This window comes from Mesopusillimonas faecipullorum (assembly GCF_020539505.1).
Taxonomy (GTDB): Bacteria; Pseudomonadota; Gammaproteobacteria; order Burkholderiales; family Burkholderiaceae_B; genus Mesopusillimonas; species Mesopusillimonas faecipullorum.
In genome coordinates this window covers 50022-72751 of the sequence record NZ_JACDXW010000002.1, presented here as the reverse complement: position 1 = coordinate 72751, position 22730 = coordinate 50022, and the positions used below count along the sequence as shown (strand labels likewise).

The window sequence follows — 22730 nt, the reverse complement described above, 5'->3', positions numbered from 1 at the left end:
TTGCCCCACCCTTTATTAACGTTTACCACCCGTCAGCGACCCCAAGACGCCACGCATGATCTGGGTGGCCGCGCGGCGCATCATGCTTTTTGCCACCGATTGCACCGCCCCTTCGCGGCGCCCGCCACGCGGGCCCGTTGAACCAAACAGAAAGTCGCTCACCGAATCGGCAACGCCTTTAGAAGCAGGCGCGGACGCCCCACCTTCCGTAGACGGAGCAGGACGGCTGCCTGGCGCCTCGGTAGCGGCGCCGCCCGCTGCGGCATTGGCGGACTGTTCCGCCCTCTTTTGCAAGATCTCGTAGGCTGACTCGCGGTCAATAAGGCGTTCGTACTTACCTGCCACCAGCGATGAAGCCCTTAAGGCCTGTCGCTCCTCAGCTGTGGCTGGGCCGATACGACTACCGGGGGCAGCCATCCAGGCGCGCTCGGTGACACCGGGGCTGCCTTTTTCATCCAACAGAGACACCAGGGCCTCGCCCACACCGAGCTCGGTAATCGCTGCGGCAATATCCAAACCGGGATTGGGGCGCATGGTGTCAGCCGCCGTTTTGACCGCACGCTGGTCGCGCGGCGTGAACGCGCGCAAAGCATGCTGAATGCGATTCCCCAACTGCCCCAAAACGGAATCAGGAATATCGAGAGGGTTCTGGGTGACGAAATACACCCCCACCCCTTTGGATCGCACCAAGCGTACTACCTGCTCTATTTTCTCTAGCAAAGCCTTGGGCGCTTCGTTAAACAACAAATGCGCCTCATCGAAGAAGAACACGAATTTCGGGTGGTCCAGGTCTCCGACTTCGGGTAGGTTTTCGTAGAGTTCGGCCAGCAGCCACAATAAGAACACGGAGTACAGCCGCGGAAACTGCATCAGCTTGTCTGCAGCCAGAATGTTCACAACGCCTTGGCCCTTGCCGTCTACCCGCATCAAGTCGTACAGATCAAGCATGGGCTCGCCGAAAAACTTGTCAGCGCCTTGAGACTCCAGGCGCAACAAGCTGCGTTGAATGGCGCCCACCGACGAAGCCGACACGTTTCCGTAGGCGGCACGCAAATCTTTGGAGCGCTCACTGACGTACTGCAGCATGGCGCGCAGATCCTTAAGATCAAGCAGCAACATGCCTTCGTCATCTGCCAGGCGAAACACCAAATTCAGAACACCCTCTTGGGTATCGTTCAGCTCTAGCATGCGCGATAGCAGCAAAGGCCCCATGTCGGAGATCGTGGCCCGCACAGGATGCCCTTGTTCGCCAAAGACATCCCAGAACGTCACCGGACATGCGCCCGGCACAGGGGCCGGCAAACCCAGCTTATCCAACCGCTCTTGCAGTTTGGGGGACATCTTCACCGGCTGCGAGATACCGCTGAGGTCGCCCTTTACGTCTGCCAGAAAAACAGGCGTGCCCATGCGCGAAAACATTTCTGCCAACACTTGCAGAGAGACCGTTTTACCCGTGCCCGTGGCGCCGGTAATGCAGCCGTGACGATTGGCCATTCTGGGTAGCAGGCTCACCTGCACCTGATCGTTTTTAGCCACGAGTACTGGGTCTGTCATAGTGTCTCCTGGGGTATGGCCTGCTGGCAGGCCAACAGCGCGCATCAAAATTAGAAGGCTTGAACAAGTGCCGATTTTATCCGTCTTCCTCTCGAATGGGCGGTCAATAAACACCATGCGCCACCTTGACAGCGCGGTGAATCCGTCAAGCAGCTAAAATCCCTATTCAATACACGTTCATTCATTCATTTTTCACGCATCTGCACAGCAAAATATGGCCGGACACAGTAAATGGGCGAACATCCAGCACCGCAAGGGTCGTCAAGACGCAAAGCGGGGTAAGCTCTGGACCAAAATCATTCGTGAAATCACCGTTGCCGCGCGCGCCGGCGGCGCCGACCCAGACGCCAACCCGCGTCTGCGCATGGCCTGGGACAAAGCCACCGCTGCCAATATGCCCAAGGACAACATCCAGCGTGCCATTCAGCGCGGTACTGGCGGTGCCGACGGCGCCAACTACGAAGAAATCCGTTACGAAGGCTACGGCCCGGGCGGCGCGGCGGTGCTGGTCGATTGCATGACCGATAACCGCATGCGCACCGCCCCTGAGGTGCGCCACGCCTTTTCCAAAAATGGCGGCAACCTTGGGCAAGACGGATCGGTAGCCTTCATGTTCAAACATTGCGGCCAGTTTTTATTTGCACCGGGCACCTCCGAAGAGGCCGTCATGGAAGCCGCGCTTGAAGCCGGTGCCGAAGACGTCACCACCGATGAAGACGGCCTGATCGAAGTCGTTTGCGCGCCATCCGAATACAGTGCCGTCAAGGCCGCCTTCGAGAACGCCGGCCTGGTGCCTGAGGTTCAAGAGGTCGTCATGAAAGCCTTGAACGAAACCGAACTGAGCGGCAGCGATGCCGAGAAAATGCAAAAACTGCTGGATATGCTGGAAAGCCTGGACGACGTGCAGGAGGTCTATACCACCGCCGTCATGGACGAAGCGGAATAACACCTACCCCAGTAACACTGGCGTCGGCTATGTGTCACCCAGAGGCTTGATTTGTATCAAGCCTCTGAGTTGCCATACCCATTAACATTAACTTCTATTTTCCAGACTGCATCATGAAACTTCTCGTCATAGGCGGTGGCGGCCGCGAACATGCCCTGGCTTGGCGCCTGGCTCAATCTTCCCGCGTAGAGCAGGTTTACGTCGCGCCCGGTAACGGCGGTACCGCTATCGAGCCCAAGCTCGAGAACCTACCCCTGACTCAAGCCGATGAGCTGGCTGCGTTCGTGCTCAACGAAGGTATCGCCTTCACCGTCGTTGGCCCCGAGGCGCCCTTGGCTGCAGGCGTGGTTGATGTGTTCCGTGCCGCGGGCCTGAAAATATTCGGCCCCACCAAAGCCGCCGCGCAGCTAGAAAGCTCCAAGGATTACGCCAAGGCCTTCATGGTTCGCCACGGTATTTCCACCGCCCACTACCAAACCTTTACCGACGCCCAAGCTGCGCGTGCTTACGTCAGCCAGCAAGGAGCGCCTATTGTCGTCAAAGCAGACGGCTTGGCTGCAGGCAAGGGTGTGGTGGTAGCCACCTCCGTCCAAGAGGCCCATGATGCTATCGATGCCATGATAGGCGACAACGGCCCCGCGGGCGGCGGGCGCGTAGTTATCGAAGAATGCCTGCAAGGCGAAGAAGCCAGTTTCATCGTCATGTGTGACGATCAGCAAGCGCTACCTCTGGCATCCAGCCAAGACCATAAGCGTCTGCTTGATGGCGATCAAGGCCCCAACACCGGTGGCATGGGCGCCTACTCGCCGGCCCCCATCGTTACTCCAGTGCTGCACGAGCGCATCATGCGCGAAGTGATCCAACCTACGCTTAAAGGCATGGCCCAAGAGGGTCACCCTTATACCGGCTTTCTGTATGCCGGCGTCATGATAGGCCCGGGCCCTGACGAAAGCCGCGTCATCAAGGTGCTTGAATTCAACTGCCGCATGGGTGATCCAGAAACCCAGCCCATACTGCTACGCGTAGATAGTGACTTCTCTACGGTACTGGAACACGCGGTCAACGGCACATTGTCGCAAGCCCAGATCGATTGGAACCCGCGCACGGCATTAGGGGTAGTGATGGCTGCAGCCAACTATCCAGGTACCCCTCGTACCGGCGATGCCATCACCAACTTGCCCGCCCCACGTCCCGACTGCGTCGTCTTCCATGCCGGCACAACGTTGGACGGCGGTACGGTACGTACCTCCGGTGGCCGCGTGCTGTGCGTGACAGCGCTCGCCGACACTGTCGAGCAAGCTCGGGCTACTGCCTACCAGGCGATACAAACCATTCATTTCGACGGCGCACAATACCGCAAAGATATTGCTTGGCGTGCGCTTGCCCCCAACGCTACCGATTGACTCTCTATCGCTGCATCCGGAGACCACCATGAGCCAACTTCCCATCCCATCCGCCTACGAGTACTTCACCCAACTGCAGGCACGCATCGTGCAAGCCCTGGAACAGGCTGATGGCACTCCTTTCCAGTCCGATGCCTGGACGCGTGCCGAAGGGGGTGGAGGGGTGTCCAAGTTGCTCGAAGGCGGTCGACTATTTGAACGTGCAGGCGTGTTGTTTAGCCACGTGCAAGGCAAAACCTTGCCCCCTTCGGCCACCGCGCAGCGCCCCGAAATCGCAGGGCGCGCCTGGGAGGCCATGGGCGTTTCCATGGTGCTGCATCCTCGCAACCCCTATGTGCCTACCACGCACATGAACGTGCGCTTGTTCACGGCCGCCGCCACCGAGGATGGCGCCAAAGACATTTTCTGGTTTGGCGGCGGGCTCGACTTAACGCCCTACTATGTCTTTGAAGAAGACGCTCGTCACTTTCATCAAGTCTGCCGCGACGCCGTTCAGCCCTTCGGCGAAGACAAGTACCCCGCTTACAAAACTTGGTGCGATCAATATTTTTATCTGAAGCATCGCCAAGAGACTCGCGGCGTAGGCGGTTTGTTCTTCGACGACCTGAACCAGCCCGACTTCGACACCAGCTTCGCCCTGACGCAGTCGGTGGGCAACAGTTTCCTGGATGCTTACATGCCCATCGTCGAGAAGCGCCGCGATATACCTTTCGGCCAACGCGAACGCGACTTCCAGGCTTACCGGCGTGGGCGTTACGTGGAATTCAATCTTGTGTTTGACCGCGGCACTTTGTTTGGCCTGCAGTCGGGCGGGCGCACCGAATCCATTCTGCTTTCCATGCCGCCCGTGGCCAACTGGCGTTATAACTGGACACCCGAAGCCGGCAGCCCCGAAGCTGAACTGTACGATTACCTGAAACCGCGCGAATGGCTGTAAATGAAGGCAAGCCCAGCAAAATAGGTTTGCTGGGCGGCAGTTTCGACCCCGTTCACCTGGCTCACATCGCCTTGGCCGAAACGGCTTTGCACACGCTCTCGCTAGACGAAGTGCAGTTGATTCCCGCTGCGGCACCTTGGCAAAAAACCGGGCTTGCCGCCTCGGCAAGCCAGCGTTTGCACATGCTGCAACTGGCGGTACGCGATCGCCCCGGTCTATCCGTCAACCCCATAGAAATCAACAGAGGCGGTGCCAGTTACACCATAGACACCCTGTTGGCCTTGCCTGGAAATACCGAGTATTACTGGATACTGGGCTCTGATCAATTGAATAATTTTTGCACTTGGCACCGCTGGCAAGAGGTCGCATCGATGGTGCGGCTGGTCGTCGCTCAACGCCCAGGTGCCGACCCACAGACGCCTCAGGCCTTGTTAACACACCTTGAAACGCAAGGCCGTACCCTAATTTTTTTACCTTTCGCCCCGCTTAGCATTTCCGCCACAGCCATTCGCCAAAGGCTTGCCCAAGGGCAAACGGTTGATCATCTACTAGACGAATCGGTGTTGCAATACATCCACACCCAGAGGCTGTACCAAGCTGCCTAGGCCCCTTCTCCTGCGTTATAGTTGCGCCATGGAACTTACAAAACTTCAACGCTTGGTCATTGACGCTCTTGAAGACGTCAAAGCTCAAGACATAAAAATCTTCAACACCACGCATCTCACCGGCTTGTTTGACCGCGTCGTCATCGCCAGCGGTAGCTCCAATCGGCAAACCCGCGCTTTGGCCGAGAGCGTGGCGCAAAAAGTACGTGAGCACAAATTGCCCATTTTGGCCTACGAAGGCCAAGATAGCGGCGAATGGGTGTTGCTCGATTTAGGCGATATCGTCGTGCACTGCATGCAGCCCGCTATTCGCCAGTATTACAACCTGGAAGAAGTCTGGGGTGGCAAACCTGTGCGCGTCAAGCTGCTGCCGCAATCCAGCCAGCCTGTGGCAGGTTTTGCCAACATCGGCCATACAGAAACGGACGCGGCTGATTACTGATGCGTTTGTTAGTTTTTGCCGTCGGCACCCGCATGCCCAAATGGGTGGAAACCGGTTGGCATGAGTACGCACAACGCCTGCCCGCAGACTGCAGCCTAGAACTCAAAGAAATCAAGCCCGAACCGCGTACCAGCGGCAAGTCCACCCCTCAGTTGATGCAAGCCGAGGCCACTCGCCTTGAGGCTGCTTTGCCCCCACGAGCCTTGCGTATTGCACTGGACGAACATGGCAAGGACCTCACCACCATGCAGTTGTCTGCACAGCTGACGGGCTGGCGCGAACAAGGTCGTGATGTTGCCCTGATCATAGGGGGCCCCGACGGGCTGGATGCCGACTTTAAGCGTCGCTGCGACGGGCTGATGCGATTGTCTTCACTGACCCTGCCACACCCAATGGTTCGTGTCATCCTGGCCGAGCAACTCTATCGCGCCTGGGCCATTATGGTTAACCACCCTTATCATCGCAGCTGATGGGCACTTCGATTTCTCACCCCAATAAACTCTGGCTGGCGTCAGCCAGTCCGCGCCGACGCGAGCTTCTTGATCAGATGCAGGTACGTCACGAAGTGCTGCGAGTACCCTCTCCACCCGGCGAAGATGAGCCCAGGCTAGCAGGCGAATCTCCCATTGATTATGTATGCCGCACTGCTTACGATAAAGCTCAGCGTGCGCGCCAATGGTTGGAAACTCATGAGGCCCAATCAAGTGGACAGCCCATTTTGGCGGCTGACACCACCGTTGCGCTGGGTGACGAGATTTTTGGCAAGCCCAACGATGCAGAGCAAGCCGCGCTCTTCCTTCGCAGGCTTTCCGGCACCACTCATCAAGTTCTAAGCGCAGTGGTAATAGACGTAGGCGCTAAACGCTTGCATGCTTTAAGCATAAGTGAAGTCTCTTTCGCCCATCTGAAAGATGAGGAAATCGTCGATTATTGCCGCACCGGCGAGCCTATGGGCAAAGCTGGAGCCTACGCCATCCAAGGCCGTGCCGCGCTGTTTGTCAGTCATATTGCCGGGAGCCACAGTGGCATTATGGGTTTGCCCATACGTGAAACCTACGCCCTCATCGAGCAAGCCGGCCTTAGCACTTTGATGCCGTGGCGCGCATCCTAAGTGGCCTAGTGCGCACGCTCCAGCTGCAGTGAACCCACCCCTTCGCGCCTGAGCCACTCACGCTCATCGCCATCCGAGACCCGCATCGTTACCACTTCGATGCCGCCGGTGCGGGCCGTGCGCACCAGGGCTCGCAGTAGTTCGCGAGCACCTGTAGAGCCCTGAAGCAAATCGATGAAGTCTTCACCCAGTTTGACGTAAGCACATGCCAGCTCGCCTAGGCGATACATGACTTCTATTTGCTGGGTCAGGGCACGCAAGCCCACACGCATACCGAACTCACTGTGCAAGCGTCTGCACAGACTCACGATATCGTTGCCATAATCTCGTTGAGCCTGTGCAGAAAGCGCAAAGGCATCCAACTCGATGATCAGCCTGGGCGTCACGCTACGATGTCTGGCCAGCATGGTGCACGCTGCTCGGCGGTCTGATCCGAGACCTGTTCAAGCATCAGCGCCAAGGCGGCAGCGGCTTGCCGGGCGTGGCTTTCTTGTTGTTCGCTCAGATGCTGGCGCTTGGTGTCGGCTACCAATACCAAAGTACCTGCCAATACGGCAAACATGGCTATCAATACACTCGTCAACAAGCACCGCAAGACAGACATTGAGAGCCCCCTATATTTTCAGCCCCTAAGCCAGCGGGTGACATGGTCAGGATAAGGCAAAAGGGTCGCAATCGGCCAAGCGGCCAGTTTGCCATCCTTGTGCAAACCATTGCATGCGTTGCTGCGAACTCCCATGCGTGAAAGAGTCGGGTACCACCCGGCCACCCGCGCGTCGCTGCAGAGTGTCGTCGCCTACAGCACTGGCTGCCGCCAGCCCCCGCTCGATGTCTCCGTCTTCCAGGATGCCCCGCTGCGCTTGTGCGTGATGAGCCCACACCCCCGCGTAGCAGTCTGCCTGAAGTTCGGTTAGAACGGACAAGCGGTTGGCAGCCACCTCGGGTAAACGACTACGTTCGCGATTCACGCGATCCAGGGTGCCAAGCAGATTCTGAACGTGGTGACCAACCTCGTGCGCCAAGACATAGGCGCGGGCAAACTCACCCGGCGCATTCAACTGATGCTCAAGTTCGTCGAAAAAAGCAAGATCCACATAGATCTTTGCATCTGCCGGACAATAAAACGGCCCCATGGCCGATTGACCGGTGCCACACGCGGTAGGCGTGGCCCCCCTATACAACACCACGGTGGCGTCTTGATAGCTGCCATTGGTTTGAGACTGCATGACTGAGCGCCAGACATCCTCGGTATCGCCCAACACCCGAGCAACGAACTCGCCCTGAGGATCAGAGGGGGCTCCTGTCTGGACGGTCTGGTGCGCCCCTTGCTGCTGCGGCGCCTCGGCCAATTGCAACACCACTGAAGGATCAATGCCAAAGTACAGCGCTGCCAGCACCAGAACCAGCGTGCCTATACCTAGCTTACCCTTGCCCACCCGCGGGCCCGCAGCCCTACGATCTTCAATATTCTCACTTTTACGTGACCGACCAATACGCATAACCATCCCCTCGGAGACGAAAAACGCATATCATCTCTCACTTTCGTCCCCCGTTTCCAGGGAAACGGCTTAGATTAGTTTCTCGAGAATATCTTCGTCGGCGCTCTGCGTCCAGTCGTTTTCACCCAGTTCGGCCCGAATACGGGCAATGGCTTGAGAGCGTAACTGTGACACCCGCCCCTCGCTTACACCCATGGTAAGGCTGATTTCTTTCTGAGTCATATCATGTTCGAACTGCAAAGAGAGCAATAAGCGCTCGCGTTCTGGCAGTGCCCCTATCGCTTGAACCAAGGCTTCACGCAGACGTTTTATATACAACTGGTTTTGCGGCGTAGTGCTTCCCGCTTTATCCAGTTCGACCGCACTGCCGGCATCCTGGCCGCCGTGCAAGTCTTCATAATGCAGAACTTGCACGCCGTGGGCATCGTCCAACAACTCGTGATATTGGCCCACTTCCATATCCAGGGATTCGGCAATCTCGCTGTCAGTGGGTGGGCGCAGCAGTTGATGGTTCAATTTCTGGATGGCAAGCTCTATCTGCCTGGCTTTACCCCTGACAGCCCGCGGTAGCCAATCCTGGCTGCGCAGTTCATCCAACATGGCGCCCCTGACTCTGGTCTGGGCGTAGGTTTCAAACTGTGCTTGCTCCATCTGCTGATAACGGCGCGCGGCATCCAGCAAACCTATCATGCCCGCTTGCATGAGATCGTCAAGCTGCACATTGGCCGGTAAGCGCGCAATCAGTTGTAGCGCGGCACGCCGAACCAAGGGCAGATGCTGTTTGATGAGTTGTTCTTCGGAAATAGCCATGCGGTCGGAGACGGAAAGCTTGCACTATCATTTTCGCCGCTTTCTCGGCAAAAGGCGCGCTGATCTACCCGGCTTTTCCCTTACTGTTCCAGTGATTAGTGCTAGGGCCATGACTGCTAAAGTTTCTCTTATTCTGGCCGTAAGCGTGGCATAACCGCAATACGCCCGCCGCGCCGGCTTAGGCAAGGGCTCTTTGCGCCAAGCTTGCACGCACCAGCCCTCCCCGCTCAGGAGACCTCTTCATGGTACATCCTCTCGATCCTCTCTCCTCGACTGCCGCTTCGTTGCCTCTGGTCCGAGAAACCGAGCGCCCCATTCTGCCGGAAGCCATTCCACAAATCACAGCAATGGGCGACAGCCAAAACAAGGGAAACGCAACCGGCGGTCAATCCTCTCAAACCGATCAGCATGGTTTCAGCGGCTCGTTGGATGAGATCAACGACGGTTTGCAGGCCTGGGCAACTGGCATGCGCTTCGACATAGACCCAGAAGCCCAACGCTTGGTGGTTTCCATCATCGACTCCCAAAGCGGGGAAGTCTTGCGTACGGTTCCCAGCGATGCCGTTATCCGCATTGCCAAAATGATCGTTCAACTGCAAGGCCAACACGTTAATACCAAAGCCTGAACACCGTCACCGGAATCCCTATCATGGCCACTTCCATCTCTAATATCGGCGTGGGTTCGGGCTTACCGCTCGAGCAATTGCTTACCGATCTGCGCACCAGCGAGAATCAAGCGCTCTCCCTCATCAAGACACGCTACGACGCTACTCAAAATCGCATTTCCGCGTATGGCACGCTCAAGAACGCTGTCGAAAACGTCAAAACAGCTGCGGAAGCACTCAATAAAAGCAATACCTTGGGCGCCCTCAAGGCCACCACCACAGGGGATACTTTTACCGCCAGCGCCGGTGGCAAGGCCATCGCTGGCGACTATCGCATCGAAGTACAACAACTGGCGGGGTCTCAAACCCTGGTGTCTGCCGGGCAGGCCGACCGCAAAGCTTCTTTGGGCAATGGTGGTCTCATCACCTTTACCTTCGGTGATGGCAAGCAATCCACCCTCGACCTTCAAAGTCAAGCCACCTCGCTGGAAGACCTTGTTGCCGCAATCAATGCGGATACCGATCTTGGCGTGCGCGCCACGCTGGTCAACGATGGTTCGGACACGCCCCATCGCCTTCTACTCACTTCGGCCGAAACCGGTACCGACGCAGCCCTAAGCAATATCAGCGTCAGCAGCACAGACCTCGGCAACAGCCTGCAAGCGCTGTTGGGCTTCGACGCCACACAGCCGTCAGCCATGGAAGAGCGCGTCGCAGCCACCAACGCCCTGATAGACGTCAATGGCATCAGCATCACCAGCCAAAGCAACAAAATAGAGCAAGCCATAGAAGGCGTCACCCTGGAGCTTGCCAAAGCCGGTACCGCACAGTCCCTGAAGATTGCCAGAGACGACAGCGCGGGTACGGCAGCCGTGAAAGGCTTCGTCAGCGCTTACAACGCGCTGCAAAGCACACTCACTGCGCTCACCGGTTTCAACGTAGACGAAGGCACGAGCAGCCCGCTCACGGGTGACTCCATAGCCCGTCGTGTACAAAGCCTCATGCGCGACGCCTTGGGCGTCACCGCAACCGAGGGTCAAGTACGCTCTTTATCCCAAATGGGTATCAGCACAGACCCCAGCACCGGCGCTCTTAAAGTTGACGATGCCAAGCTGTCCAAAGCCCTGGCTGAAAATTTACCCGATGTACAACGCTTGCTCTCCGGAGAAGGCGGTTTAGTGCAACGTGTCACGTCTACGGTGCAGTCCATCACGGGCAGCAACGGCATGATAAAAAGTGCCACCGACGGCGCAGAACGTAGCGCCAAATTGCTCGACAACGATTACATCGCCACCTCTGAACGCATAGATCAGCGCATGGAAACCTATCGCGCGCAGTTCGTGGCACTAGACCAAACCGTCGCGCAAATGAGCTCCATCAGCAACTACCTCACGCAACAATTGGCCATGCTCAGCAACCTCAACTCTCAATCCAGCAAATCCTGACGCCATGTACGGTTCCACACTCCGCCGCCCCGGTCGCTCTGCAAAAGCCTACGCCGATATCGCCCTGGAAACCCGCGTCATGAGCGCCTCGCCAGCACAGCTGATTACCCTGCTGTTCGAAGGTGCCGACGCCGCCCTGGTAAAAGCCAAAGCCCATCTTATTCAGGGCCAGACAGCCCAACGAGGCCAGGCATTTTCCAAGGCCATAGACATCATAGATTCTGGCTTGAAAAGCAGTCTGGACATGGAAGCCGGCGGCGAGCTGTCGAAAAATCTGGCCCAGACCTACGACCTCATCATCCAGCACTTGATGATGGCCAACCTTGAGGCCGATCTCGACCGCCTGGAAATTGCCCAGAAGATGCTCGCCAACATCAGTGCAGGCTGGCAGCAGAATCTGGCCAACCTTGCTTCTACACAGCCCTCCTGAACCGCGCCTAAGGCTTTAGCACGCATTATGCCTACCATCACCCCGCGCAACGCCGATCCCGGCCTTCGCTGCTACGAACACCTTGCCGAACTATCGGGAAAAATGCTCGAGCTGGCCCAGAACCACGACTGGTCGGGGGTCATTACACTGAGCCAGCAGTATCGCGATGCTGTCGAGGCTCTGCGCGAGGTTTCTGGGCCTGACGTTGCCAACCCTCAGGCGCGTCAGATCCTGTTAACCAAAATTCTTCACGACGATGCGCTATTGCGCGAACTGGCTATGCCCGAGCTTGCTCGACTAGGGCACATGATGGGTAGCTTGAAACGCCAGCAATCACTGCATCAAGCTTACGGCCCCCATCAGGCTTCATGAGCATTTCGCGTCTCACGAGCAGCCATCTACTTGCTCAACGCCTAGATACGCTGCTGGGTACCAAACTGGCGCAACAACTGGTTTCCTCCACACGCCCCACCACACAAGATTTCATACCACAAACGCCCAAGGCTCAGGCCGTAGAAAGTCCGGCCCATTCTCCGGAACGACCACCCGGCCCCTTGCCTGAGGCACCTAGGCAACAACAGCAACAGCAACAGCCCAAGCTTTTAGGCAACAGACCGGCGTCAGCCCCTGCTCCCGGCAGCACCGAACGCTCCCTGCCCTCACTGCCCAACGCCGACCTTCCCGGCACAGCCTCGGCGCCTATTTCTTTGGGCAATGTCGCTCAAACGCTCGTGCAGTTACTCAGGCAATACCCTTCACCTTTGCCCGCCCTAACTCAGCCTCAGGCTTTGTTGCCCGAGCCCGCCGCTCCCCGCGTGATCAACAACCCACCCGCTGCAACCAGCCTGACACCGACAGCGCTTGCTTTCAGCTCACCCATGGCAGGCAACCTGTTTCAAGCACTTGAACAGGCCATAAACCGCAGCGGCCTGTTTTACGAATCCCATCTTGCGGAGTTCTCGCTAGGCCGATATTCACGTGCTCAGATTCTCTCCGAGCCGCAAGCCCGCCTGGCTGACACTCTCCCCGCTCAAGAAGGTGCAGATCCCGCCCCCCGAGTCGCGGGCATACCGCAAGAGGCTGCACTCACTGTTCGGCAACAACTGGAAACCCTGGCTTTACACACCTTGCAATGGCGTGGCGAAGTCTGGCCCCAAGCCACTATGGAATGGCGCATCGCCAGAGATGGCCGTCAAGAAGACGGCTCTTTCGATGAGCAGTCGCACCATTGGTCCAGTACGCTGACCCTCCGATTGCCCAAGCTTGGGGAAATTCACGCCCGCTTGCTTGTCGTCGACGGCATGCTCAATATCCACCTTGCCGCCCCAAAGGCACAAGAGCAGCTAAAGGCCCATGCCGACACTTTGCGCCAACAGATGCACGCCTGCGGTCTGCATTTGAATCAACTGGACATCCACGCTGAGTTCGATGACGAGCACCTGCAGCCTGCCGGCTCTGAGCAAGCCACGGCACCGTTAAAGCCGCATCATGAGTGAATCCAACCCTCCGCGCCAACGCGCCATTGCTCTACGCTATGAACCCGAGGATGGCGCGCCCCGAGTCGTGGCCAAAGGCTATGGCACCGTTGCTGAGAATATTATTCGCTGTGCCCAAGACAGCGGTTTATACGTGCACGAATCACCAGAGCTTGTGGGTTTGCTGATGCAGGTAGACCTGGACAAACACATTCCACCCGAGCTTTACCAGGCTATCGCCGAGTTGCTGACCTGGGTTTATACGCTAGAGAACCAAGCCTCAGTTGACCCATCCGGCTCGACCCCGGCGGCATCATAGGCCACACCTTGACCCTGCCGCTTATACGGGCATGCTTGCGATTTCCTGATACGCGGCCACCAAGCGATTGCGCACCTGAACCGTCGTCTGAAAAGCGATACCGGCTTTTTGCATATCTATCATGACGTCATTCAAAGCCACGCCCGGCTCTCCCATGGTAAACGCTTGGGCCTGACTTGTGGCTGCATTCTGCATGGAAGATACTTTATCCAGGGCACGCTTAAGTTCTGTGGCGAACCCTCCCGGCGGCAGGGAAGCTTCGGTCTGCGTAGGATTCGTTTGGCCGGCAGCTTGTGCCACCTGGCGCATCTGCCCCACAAGAGCAGCCATATTAGAGACGGGTGAAGTCATGCCGCAGATCTCGGTATAGGAAAGGACAGACGGACTTTACCGTACGCCGCACTGCATCAAGACAGCTATTAGCCGCCAAAAGACCCGGTTTTTCCACCCTTCCAAAAATCAGCCACTCTTTATGATTCCATCAGCGCGGCGAGATGGTCGCGCACGCCCCTGGGCGTTACGGTTCGGTTTTTGTTGTTTTTTCTAAATGCTGACTCTTTCTCCAGCCTGCCGCTGGCACCTGCCTGCGCGAGCCGCCTCGCTCCGAGCTGCCGCATGACACAAAAAGAAGCGCTGACAGCGCGCTTCCCCGCTCTTGGCCGTTTATTGGCTCTACCTCTCCCTCTGCTTCTGGGTGTGGGAGCCGCGCTCGTGGCTGCCTTGATCGTCGTGACGATGTGGGCCAGCCAGCCCAGATATCAGGTGCTATTTGCGGGCATTGAAGACCGCGACGGCGGCGCTATCGTCAACGCCCTGTCTCAAATGAACGTGCCCTATCGCTTTTCGGACAACGGCTCAGCGATTCTTGTCCCCGCCGATCGCGTCCACGAGGCACGTCTGAGCTTGGCGGGTCAAGGCCTACCCCGCAGCGGCAATATAGGCTTCGAGCTCCTGGACAACACGCGTTTTGGCGCCAGCGAGTTCTCCGAGCAACTCTCTTATCAGCGAGCGCTTGAGGGCGAACTGGGCAACTCCATACAGTCCATTCACGCGGTTCAGCGCGCGCGCGTTCATCTAGCCTTGCCTCGCGAATCCCTCTTTTTGCGCGATCGCCATCCTCCAAGCGCTTCGGTGCTGGTAACGCTCTATCCGGGGCGTACCTTGAGCGACGCCCAAGTTGCCGCTATCACCTGGCTCATTTCTTCCAGCGTGCCCAAGCTGCAAGCCGAACACGTGTCGGTGGTGGATCAGCTTGGCCGCATGCTGTCCAGTCAAAATGGTCAAGCCGAACCTCACCGCGACCAACAGGCATTGGCCCGAGATGTCGAACAGCGCACGCAAGAGCGTATTCTGACGCTGCTGGCACCATTGGTGGGCAAGACCAACGTTCGCGCCCAAGCCAGTGCCGAACTCGACTTTGCGCAGCGCGAGCAAACCGCTGAAATCTACCGCCCCAATCAAAATCCGGGGCAAGAGGCTGTGCGCAGCAAGCAATTGCGCACGGTGGAACAAGGCCAAGATAATCTTGCCAGCGGCGTTCCCGGAGCACTCTCCAACCAACCCCCGGGGCCGGTTGAAGCCCCTATTACCGTTCAGCCGCCTCCTGCTGACGCCCCGGCGGCAGACGCCCTTGCCACGCCGGGCGCTGCCTCCGACCGTGCGCAGTCTCTGCAAAATGACGCCACGTACAACTACGAGGTCGACCGCACGATCAGTCACACGAAAGATACGCCAGGCACAATCAAACGCCTGTCGGTCGCCGTAGTCGTCAACTACATCCTTGACGCCGAAGGCAATCCCCAAGCGCTGCCACCTGCCGAACTCGACAAGCTCACACGCCTGGTCAAAGACGCCATGGGTTATTCCGAAGCTCGGGGCGACTCGGTCAGTGTCATCAACAGCCCTTTCGCCACAGATGACGTTAGCGTCGCCCCGCCTTTCTGGCAAGACGAGGCCAACCAAGCGCTTGCTTTGGAACTCGGGCGCTACTTGCTTTACCTGCTGATCGCCTTGTTCCTCTGGTTCAAGTTGATCAAGCCGGTTTTACGCCAGTTGAACCAGGCTGCCCCGCAGCCGGCAGCGTTGCCGGATACAGCGGCTGAAATGGCTGCTGAAGCTCAGCGCCGGGCATCTGAGATGACTCGTTACGAAGAAAACCTGAATGTGGCGCGCACGTTGGCAGAGAAAGATCCGCGTGCAGTCGCCATGGTGATGCGCTCTTGGATGGAAAAAAATGGCAAGGACTAGCAGCGACGACGACCACCTGGAACGCTGCGCCATTTTGATGATGTCGTTGGGCGAGGATGCCGCCGCCGAGGTCTTCAAGTTTCTGTCAGCCCGCGAGGTGCAGCGAGTAGGTATAGCCATGGCTAATCTCAAGCAGATTACCCGTAGCGATGTCGACGAAGTCCTCGAGAGTTTTCGCGAAGAAGCGGATCAGTTCATGGCTGTCTCGCTGGGCTCGGACGAATATATCCGTAGTGTCTTGACCAAGGCTTTAGGTACCGACCGTGCTGCCGGCCTGATAGAAGACATTCTTGAGGCCAGCGACGGAGCCAACGGCATAGATTCGCTGAACTGGCTAGAGGGCAACAGCGTAGCTGAACTGATTTGTGGAGAGCATCCGCAAATTATTGCAACCATCCTGGTTCACCTGGAACGCGATCGCGCCTCAGCCGTACTTTCGCACCTGAATGAAAGACTGCGTAACGACGTCATCCTGCGCATCGCCACATTTGGCGGTGTGCAACCCGCTGCTCTACACGAACTTACCGACGTACTCAGCGATGTATTGTCGGGCCAGGGCGCCAAACGCAGCAAGATGGGCGGCGTACGCACGGCTGCGGAAATCATCAATTTCATGAGCTCTACCGACGAAGATGCGCTCATTGCCGACTTGCGCGAACTGGATGCCGACCTGACGCAACGCATCATGGAGGAAATGTTCGTCTTCGATAACTTGGCCGATCTGGAAGACGAAGCCATACAGATCATCCTCAAGGAAGCCGACCCCACCCTGCTGCCGCTTGCCCTCAAGAGCGCCCCCGAAGATCTACGTGACAGGTTCTTCAAGAACATGTCCAATCGCGCCGCCGATATGCTGCGCGAAGATCTGGAGGCCCAAGGCCCGGTCCGCATGTCCCGCGTTGAAGAGGCGCAGAAGGCCATCTTGCTGACGGCCCGGAAACTCGCCGAGACCGGCCAGATCAATCTGGGTCGAATGGGAGACGACGAATATGTCTAACGACGGTTCGTCACTTTCTGGCCGCAGCGGCGCCACTCGCGCCGCTTGGCGGCGCTGGGAAATGCACGAAGTGGGAGACTCAAGCCCACGCCCGTCGTCTCTGGATACGTCACCCCCACCGCCGCCAGTCACTCCCGAGCCGGTAGAGCCAGACGGCGGCGACCTGGACTTATTACTCGAACAGCTGCAGGATCAAGCTCGCGAGCAAGGTCACACCCAAGGCTATGAAGCCGGCTTTGCCCAGGGGCAAGAAGCGGGACATGAACAAGGCCATGCCGCAGGTTTCCAAGCAGGCATGGAACAAGCCCTGGAAGAGCAAAACCGTCGAGCAGCACAGCTTGATGGCTTGTTGCAAAGCGCCGAATCAGCGCTAGAGCAACTCAATACGCAAGTTGCGCAAGGCCTGGTCGATCTTGCTCTGCACATAGCTCGGCATGTCGTTCAGATAACGCTCAACGCTCAACCCGAGTCGCTCGTACATACCGTGCGCGAACTGCTGCAACCGCAGGAAGGTCAACTCAGCTGGATTCGTATACGCATCCATCCATCCGACCACGAGCTGCTTGAACAGTATTTCCGTTCGCTACCCGCACCTCCCCCCTGGCAGTTACTTCACGACGATACCCTTACGCCCGGTGGTTGCGTGTTGGAAACCTCTTTGGGCGAAATAGATGCCACCTTGCAAACGCGCTGGGCACGTGTTGCCGGTAGCCTCGCAACACACGCCCCTGCTTGGCAGGAGAGCAAATGAACTCCCAGAGGGATCCACGCCTGCCTGATGTTCAACGCTGGAACACCATACTGGAAGCCGCCGCTCGCCAGGTCAGACGCATTGAGCCCTGCCAAACTTCGGGCAAGTTGGTGCGCGCCACGGGTCTGGTCCTCGAAGCCACCGGTCTCCGGCTTCCCGTCGGTGCGGCTTGCCGCATCGAGTGCAACGCGGCGGCAGGCCTCTGGGTAGACGCCGAAGTCGTGGGTTTTCACGGCAGCCAATTGTTTCTGATGCCGCAGGGCGACATCTCGGGTTTGCCTCCGGGTGCGCGCGTGATTCCTCAAGAAGCTCCTGGCATCTTGCCGGTACTCGCCGAACCCGACAGTTTGGAAACCTTGGCCCCCGCCGTCTCTTTGGCACGCCATTTGCCCGTGGGCGACGCCCTGCTGGGCCGGGTTCTTGACGGCGCAGGCCGCCCACTGGATGAGCTAGGCAATCTGCGTAACGTGCCACAAGCCTCGCTAAGCGCGCGCCACTTTAACCCACTGCAACGCTCACCCATAGACACTGCCCTGGATGTCGGGGTGCGTGCCATCAACGGCTTGCTTACCGTGGGTCGCGGACAACGCATGGGCTTGTTCGCAGGGTCTGGCGTGGGCAAAAGTGTGTTGCTAGGCATGATGGCACGCTATACCGCTGCCGACGTCGTCGTCGTGGGCCTTATCGGCGAGCGAGGCCGGGAAGTTAAAGAGTTCATAGAGCATAACTTGGGCCCTGAGGGCATAGCCCGCTCGGTCGTGGTAGCGGCACCTGCCGATGTCTCGCCTTTGCTGCGCTTACAAGGCGCTGTTTATGCCACCCGATTGGCCGAACACTTTCGCGACCAGGGCAGGCATGTACTTTTGATCATGGATTCGCTGACGCGTTTTGCCATGGCCCAACGCGAAATTGCCCTTGCAATCGGCGAGCCGCCGGCCACCAAAGGCTATCCGCCATCGGTATTCGCGCGCTTACCCGCACTTGTCGAGCGCGCCGGCACCGGCACCGATAAGCCTGGCCTACCAGCCGGGTCTATCACGGCTTTCTACACGGTGCTCACAGAAGGTGACGACCAGCAAGACCCTATCGCAGACTCTGCTCGCGCCATTCTGGACGGCCACATCGTGCTGTCGCGCAGTCTGGCGGAAACGGGCCACTACCCCGCCATCGATATTGAGGCGTCTATCTCACGCGTCATGCCCAGCCTGATAGATCAAAGTCATTTGGCGATGACGCATCGTTTTAAGCAATTGCTGTCTGCTTATCAACGCAACCGCGATTTGATTGCCGTAGGTGCATATAGCCGAGGCAATGACCCGGAGGTCGACCAAGCCATAGACGCCTACCCACGTTTACGCAGTTTTCTAAGGCAAGGCATGCGCGAGCGCGTGGGCTACGAACAAACGGCCCTGGAGCTTGGCTCTTTGATGCAACCCTACTTCCACCGAGAGGCTTTCCATGGCTGACACCGCAAATCTGGACATCCTGCTTGATCTGGCTCGCCAGCAATTGGACGATGCCGCGCTGGGTTTGCGCAATGCAGCCGACAAACTGAGACTGGCCCAAGAGCAAAGACAGCAACTGGACTCCTATCGCCACGATTATCAGCAACGCGCGCAGCAATCGCTGGGCGCAGGCGTGTCAGCGTCGAACTATCGCAATTTTGTGCAGTTCCTCGAGACATTGGATAACGCCATTTCACTGCAAAATAAGACAGTCAACCAACTAGAGGACGCCATGGCCCATGCGCGTTCCACCTGGCAACAGAAAAAACGCCAACTTGATGCCTATGACGCGCTGAAAACTCGGCGTGCCCATGCCCGACTGCAAGAAGAAAAACGCAAGGAACAACGCCAGACCGACGAGCGCGCATCGCGTCGCACTGTCCTGCAAACATCATCTACTGCTTTCTCATGACCATGATGCCAGTCTCGACCTCGCAGTTATCCGCACAGCCAGCCGGCACCGAGCAGGGCGGGCTGGCCGAGCGCCGCCATCCAGAAGGCGAGCAAACTTTTCCGCAACTGCTGGCCTCTCAACGGCCAACCGAGCAGCCCCGGGCAGCAGGTGCTCGAACCCCAAAGCCCCAAGAAGACCCCCTGTCTTCTTCAGAGTCTTCACAGGCCGAAGAGGCCGCGCGCCAATTGCTCGCAGACTTCTTCCCCAACTCTGCCCCGCAGGTCGTCGCTCAACAGGCATCGCCCCTTCACCCTGAGGAATCGGTTGAAGGCGCCAGTCCCGCCTTACACCCTCCGGCGGCATCACGCGTGTTACTTTCTGCCTACTCAGCTGATGCTCTTAATTCGTCCAGTGCGGTCTTACCAGAAGATGCTCTGGTGCAAAACGGCATCTTGACGCCCACAAAGTCAGAAAACACCTGGAGCCAGCAATCCCCAGCCGGCGCGAGCCCATCGCTTCGCAAGCAGCCCGCCGCCGGTTCGACGATAGTGCCCACACGCGGCATGAACGGCGCAGAAGCCGTCCAGCGCTTCACGTTAACCGATGCGCAGCAAACCGAACCCGCACAGATCAGCCCACTCGCAGCATCGCCTCGATCTGCCAGCGAGCCCGGTTCTTCTCAGCTTGCTGCCCCTGTCGTTTCCGAAGCTTCAGTAGGCTTATCAACGGTCAGCTCCGTTTCACAAACCACTGGGCTGCCAGCTACGACAATAAGCCCTGGCGCCTCAACGCTGATGCTCTCCATCGCCCCCTCACTTGAGCACCCCGCTTGGGGTAGGGCCATGGCTCAACAAGTCGGTCATGCTTTGCAATCCGGTGCCAACGGCACTCAACAGGCCGAATTACGTTTAGACCCACCCGACCTAGGCCCGCTGCGCGTGACTTTGCAGATTCAAGACAATGTTGCCCATGCCTGGTTTGTCTCGTCCCATGCATCCGTTCGCCAAGCGGTAGAGTCCGCCCTGCCCCATCTGGCCCAGCAATTGGCCGATGCAGGGCTGTCACTGGGCAATACACATGTGGGTAGCGATCAGGCCGGTCAGCAGCCGCCTCCCGCGCAAGCCAGCCGTTCCACGCCGGCTATCTTGGTAAACACCGCCGATACGCAGTCTTCTGCACCAGCTGTAGTGGCCAAGGCTGCTGAAAGCCATCTGATTATCAACACCTATGCCTGACCGGGCCAGACCTCTCATCGCTGATACCTACGTGCCATGCGCTTCCTGAATACCATTCTGCTCATCCTTATCCTGGTCGCCGTTTGCGCCGGCGGTGCTCTGCTCTATTTTGGCAAGCTGGGTATGCAATCCGGCCCCCAAGTCGGCACCGGCATTGAAAAGGAAGCCGAGGCCGCGCCCCCCGCCACCCCTATTTTTCTGGCCTTGGACCCATTCACCGTTACGCTGCAAGACAACCACATGCCGCAGATTCTCTATCTAGAGATCACCCTGCGCGTTGCGGATCAGACTGCACGCAATTACCTCATCGAATACATGCCCGAGGTGCGCAACCGCATTCTCACCGAGCTAAGCCGGCACTCCTCCTCGCGCGTACAGCAGACCGATGGCCGCATTGCCTTGGCGGAAAGCCTGCGCAAGGCCATCAACGCCCCCTATCCCCCCCGCCAGAACGGCCCCGATGTCATGGGTGTGCTGTTCACTGCATTCGTGGTTCAGTAAATAGATAATGGCGTACTCCAGCTTCCTTTCCCAGGATGAAGTCGATGCCTTGTTGGCGGGCGTCACGGGTGAAAGCCAGTCGGCAACGCCCGTCGCAGCCCCGACAGGCGTTCGCCCTTACGACCTAAGCTCGCCCGACCGTGTCGTGCGGCATCGCATGCAAACGCTCGAGCTTATCAACGAGCGTTTTGCCCGGCAGATGCGCAGCACCTTATTGAGTTTCATGCGTCGCAACGCCGACATCACGGTCGCGACCATCAAGGTGCAAAAATACTCCGAGTTCGAACGCAACCTGCCCGTCCCCAGCAACCTGAATATGGTGGCCATGAAGCCATTGCGGGGCGTGTCGCTGTTCACCTTTGACCCAAACCTGGTTTTTCTGATCATAGACAACCTATTCGGGGGGCACGGTCGTTACGCCACCCGTATCGAGGGTCGAGACTTCACCACGACCGAGCAGCGCATTATTCAGCGCCTGCTTAACTTGACACTGGAAGCCTACGGTTCGGCTTGGCAGAATATCTATCCGATCGAGTTCGAATATATTCGCTCGGAAATGCACACCAAGTTCGCCAACATTACCAGCGGCAACGAGATTGTCGTGGTGACCTCCTTCAATATCGAACTGGGCGCATCGGGCGGCAATCTCAGTATTTGCCTGCCTTACTCGATGATAGAACCCATACGCGATCTACTGACGCGGCCTTTACAAGATACTGGCTTGAACGAAGTAGATTTGCGCTGGACCCACCAGCTTTCGCGCGAGGTCCGTAGCGCCGACGTCGAGCTTCAAGCCGAGTTTGCGCGTATCCCCAGTACCGTGAAGCAACTTATGAAACTGCGCAAAGGCGATGTTTTGCCATTGGACATCCCCAGTTCCATACAAACCTTCGTCGGCAGTATTCCCATCATGACCTGCTCCTACGGCACTTTCAACGGTCGTTATGCCCTGAAAGTGCAGCACATGGTGCAAAACAGCGAACCGATCTCCCCCGAGGCAAACAAGCATGAGTGACATCACCGACCCCGACAAGAAGACGGACGCCGACCCCGCCGACGACTGGGCTGCGGCCCTGTCAGAACAAAATGCCAACCCGCCCCCTTCCCAGGCAGATGGCCTGAAAGGTGTGGATGACGACTGGGCTCGCGCCATGGCCGAACAAGCGGCTTCCAACGCAGCTCCCAGCCCCAGCCCCGCGCCGGCACCAGGTGTTTTCCAGCCTTTGGTTGACATCGGCCAGAGTGCCACCAGTGACATCGACCTGATTCTTGATATTCCCGTGCAGCTCTCGGTTGAGCTTGGCCGGACGCGTATGACGATCAAGAACATCCTGCAATTGGGACAAGGCTCGGTCATCGAACTAGATGGTTTGGCAGGCGAACCCATGGATATTTACGTCAATGGCTATCTGATTGCCCAAGGCGAAGTCGTGGTTGTGGACGACCGCTACGGAATACGCCTGACCGATATCATCACGCCGGCAGACCGACTTAACCGACTTAATAGCCGCCGCTAAGC

At 58.0% G+C, this 22730-nt stretch carries 28 protein-coding genes; 22 read left to right on the top strand and 6 right to left on the bottom strand.

The annotated features are described in order from the left end of the window. Positions 1-15: 15 nt before the first annotated feature. Entirely contained in the window at positions 16-1554 is a 1539-nt protein-coding gene (locus H0484_RS03705) for a helicase HerA-like C-terminal domain-containing protein (RefSeq protein ID WP_226953106.1), read from the bottom strand. Positions 1555-1768: 214 nt separating this feature from the next. On the opposite strand from H0484_RS03705, the gene H0484_RS03700 reads away from it, so the two are divergent. The 7 genes from H0484_RS03700 (at position 1769) to H0484_RS03670 (ending at position 6998) form a co-directional block, all read left to right on the top strand. Next, positions 1769-2500, top strand: a complete 732-nt coding sequence (locus tag H0484_RS03700; protein WP_226953105.1) for a YebC/PmpR family DNA-binding transcriptional regulator — start codon at positions 1769-1771, stop codon at positions 2498-2500. 113 nt (positions 2501-2613) lie between these two features. Beyond that, positions 2614-3903 carry a phosphoribosylamine--glycine ligase gene (gene purD / locus H0484_RS03695; RefSeq protein WP_226953104.1) on the top strand — a complete coding sequence of 430 codons (1290 nt, stop codon included), beginning with the start codon at positions 2614-2616 and terminating at the stop codon, positions 3901-3903. Between the two features lie 28 nt (positions 3904-3931). Continuing rightward, complete coding sequence (gene hemF, locus H0484_RS03690; protein WP_226953103.1) at positions 3932-4840, top strand: oxygen-dependent coproporphyrinogen oxidase; 909 nt, start codon at positions 3932-3934, stop codon at positions 4838-4840. Continuing rightward, the gene (gene nadD, locus H0484_RS03685; protein ID WP_226953102.1) at positions 4831-5445 is read left to right on the top strand and encodes a nicotinate (nicotinamide) nucleotide adenylyltransferase; all 615 of its coding nucleotides are present in this window, start codon (positions 4831-4833) and stop codon (positions 5443-5445) included. Before hemF ends, nadD begins: the two co-directional genes overlap by 10 nt. 28 nt (positions 5446-5473) lie before the next feature. Then, positions 5474-5887 carry a ribosome silencing factor gene (gene rsfS / locus H0484_RS03680; protein WP_226953101.1) on the top strand — a complete coding sequence of 138 codons (414 nt, stop codon included), beginning with the start codon at positions 5474-5476 and terminating at the stop codon, positions 5885-5887. After that, on the top strand, positions 5887-6357 hold the full coding sequence (gene rlmH, locus H0484_RS03675) for a 23S rRNA (pseudouridine(1915)-N(3))-methyltransferase RlmH (RefSeq protein ID WP_226953100.1): 471 nt from the start codon (positions 5887-5889) through the stop codon (positions 6355-6357). The genes rsfS and rlmH overlap by 1 nt, the downstream gene beginning before the upstream one ends. Continuing rightward, complete coding sequence (locus H0484_RS03670; RefSeq protein WP_226953099.1) at positions 6357-6998, top strand: Maf family protein; 642 nt, start codon at positions 6357-6359, stop codon at positions 6996-6998. Before rlmH ends, H0484_RS03670 begins: the two co-directional genes overlap by 1 nt. Positions 6999-7003: 5 nt before the next feature. Here H0484_RS03670 and H0484_RS03665 read toward each other — a convergent pair whose 3' ends face one another. From H0484_RS03665 to H0484_RS03650, 4 genes are all read right to left on the bottom strand, one after another. After that, a complete protein-coding gene (locus H0484_RS03665) occupies positions 7004-7405 on the bottom strand; it encodes an EAL domain-containing protein (protein WP_226953098.1) in 402 nt (133 codons plus the stop codon). After that, on the bottom strand, positions 7381-7560 hold the full coding sequence (locus tag H0484_RS03660; protein WP_226953097.1) for a hypothetical protein: 180 nt from the start codon (positions 7558-7560) through the stop codon (positions 7381-7383). The genes H0484_RS03665 and H0484_RS03660 overlap by 25 nt, the downstream gene beginning before the upstream one ends. A gap of 88 nt (positions 7561-7648) precedes the next feature. Continuing rightward, positions 7649-8497, bottom strand: a complete 849-nt coding sequence (gene ypfJ / locus H0484_RS03655) for a KPN_02809 family neutral zinc metallopeptidase (protein ID WP_226953096.1) — start codon at positions 8495-8497, stop codon at positions 7649-7651. Between the two features lie 69 nt (positions 8498-8566). Continuing rightward, positions 8567-9307, bottom strand: a complete 741-nt coding sequence (locus H0484_RS03650) for an RNA polymerase sigma factor FliA (protein WP_226953095.1) — start codon at positions 9305-9307, stop codon at positions 8567-8569. 242 nt (positions 9308-9549) lie between these two features. Here H0484_RS03650 and H0484_RS03645 point away from each other — a divergent pair, with 242 nt between their 5' ends. Genes H0484_RS03645 through H0484_RS03620 form a run of 6 tightly spaced genes read left to right on the top strand, consistent with a single transcriptional unit; the run spans position 9550 to position 13581 of the window. Next, positions 9550-9933 (top strand): flagellar protein FlaG, encoded by a 384-nt coding sequence (locus H0484_RS03645; RefSeq protein ID WP_226953094.1) that lies wholly within the window; start codon positions 9550-9552, stop codon positions 9931-9933. Between the two features lie 23 nt (positions 9934-9956). Continuing rightward, positions 9957-11357 carry a flagellar filament capping protein FliD gene (gene fliD, locus H0484_RS03640; protein WP_226953093.1) on the top strand — a complete coding sequence of 467 codons (1401 nt, stop codon included), beginning with the start codon at positions 9957-9959 and terminating at the stop codon, positions 11355-11357. A 4-nt stretch (positions 11358-11361) separates the two neighbouring features. Continuing rightward, a complete protein-coding gene (fliS, locus tag H0484_RS03635) occupies positions 11362-11787 on the top strand; it encodes a flagellar export chaperone FliS (protein ID WP_226953092.1) in 426 nt (141 codons plus the stop codon). Between the two features lie 27 nt (positions 11788-11814). Next, the gene (locus H0484_RS03630; RefSeq protein WP_226953091.1) at positions 11815-12159 is read left to right on the top strand and encodes a flagellar protein FliT; all 345 of its coding nucleotides are present in this window, start codon (positions 11815-11817) and stop codon (positions 12157-12159) included. Further along, positions 12156-13283 carry a flagellar hook-length control protein FliK gene (locus H0484_RS03625; RefSeq protein ID WP_226953090.1) on the top strand — a complete coding sequence of 376 codons (1128 nt, stop codon included), beginning with the start codon at positions 12156-12158 and terminating at the stop codon, positions 13281-13283. The genes H0484_RS03630 and H0484_RS03625 overlap by 4 nt, the downstream gene beginning before the upstream one ends. Continuing rightward, complete coding sequence (locus tag H0484_RS03620; protein ID WP_226953089.1) at positions 13276-13581, top strand: EscU/YscU/HrcU family type III secretion system export apparatus switch protein; 306 nt, start codon at positions 13276-13278, stop codon at positions 13579-13581. Before H0484_RS03625 ends, H0484_RS03620 begins: the two co-directional genes overlap by 8 nt. 21 nt (positions 13582-13602) lie before the next feature. Here H0484_RS03620 and fliE read toward each other — a convergent pair whose 3' ends face one another. Then, entirely contained in the window at positions 13603-13932 is a 330-nt protein-coding gene (gene fliE / locus H0484_RS03615) for a flagellar hook-basal body complex protein FliE (RefSeq protein ID WP_226953088.1), read from the bottom strand. A gap of 264 nt (positions 13933-14196) precedes the next feature. Here fliE and fliF point away from each other — a divergent pair, with 264 nt between their 5' ends. The 9 genes from fliF to fliN are packed head-to-tail and all read left to right on the top strand — an operon-like array spanning position 14197 to position 22728. Beyond that, a complete protein-coding gene (fliF, locus tag H0484_RS03610; protein ID WP_226953086.1) occupies positions 14197-15828 on the top strand; it encodes a flagellar basal-body MS-ring/collar protein FliF in 1632 nt (543 codons plus the stop codon). Next, positions 15815-16825 carry a flagellar motor switch protein FliG gene (gene fliG, locus H0484_RS03605; RefSeq protein WP_226953084.1) on the top strand — a complete coding sequence of 337 codons (1011 nt, stop codon included), beginning with the start codon at positions 15815-15817 and terminating at the stop codon, positions 16823-16825. The genes fliF and fliG overlap by 14 nt, the downstream gene beginning before the upstream one ends. After that, on the top strand, positions 16818-17576 hold the full coding sequence (fliH, locus tag H0484_RS03600; protein ID WP_226953083.1) for a flagellar assembly protein FliH: 759 nt from the start codon (positions 16818-16820) through the stop codon (positions 17574-17576). Before fliG ends, fliH begins: the two co-directional genes overlap by 8 nt. Continuing rightward, a complete protein-coding gene (fliI, locus tag H0484_RS03595; RefSeq protein ID WP_226953081.1) occupies positions 17573-19042 on the top strand; it encodes a flagellar protein export ATPase FliI in 1470 nt (489 codons plus the stop codon). Before fliH ends, fliI begins: the two co-directional genes overlap by 4 nt. Next, positions 19035-19493 carry a flagellar export protein FliJ gene (gene fliJ, locus H0484_RS03590; RefSeq protein ID WP_226953079.1) on the top strand — a complete coding sequence of 153 codons (459 nt, stop codon included), beginning with the start codon at positions 19035-19037 and terminating at the stop codon, positions 19491-19493. The genes fliI and fliJ overlap by 8 nt, the downstream gene beginning before the upstream one ends. Then, complete coding sequence (locus H0484_RS03585) at positions 19490-20710, top strand: flagellar hook-length control protein FliK (protein WP_226953078.1); 1221 nt, start codon at positions 19490-19492, stop codon at positions 20708-20710. The genes fliJ and H0484_RS03585 overlap by 4 nt, the downstream gene beginning before the upstream one ends. Before the next feature lie 36 nt (positions 20711-20746). Next, positions 20747-21211, top strand: coding sequence for a flagellar basal body-associated FliL family protein (locus H0484_RS03580; RefSeq protein ID WP_226953077.1), 465 nt, complete (start codon positions 20747-20749; stop codon positions 21209-21211). 7 nt (positions 21212-21218) lie between these two features. Beyond that, positions 21219-22226, top strand: a complete 1008-nt coding sequence (gene fliM / locus H0484_RS03575) for a flagellar motor switch protein FliM (RefSeq protein WP_226953076.1) — start codon at positions 21219-21221, stop codon at positions 22224-22226. Next, complete coding sequence (gene fliN, locus H0484_RS03570) at positions 22219-22728, top strand: flagellar motor switch protein FliN (protein ID WP_226953072.1); 510 nt, start codon at positions 22219-22221, stop codon at positions 22726-22728. The genes fliM and fliN overlap by 8 nt, the downstream gene beginning before the upstream one ends. Positions 22729-22730 lie beyond the last annotated feature (2 nt).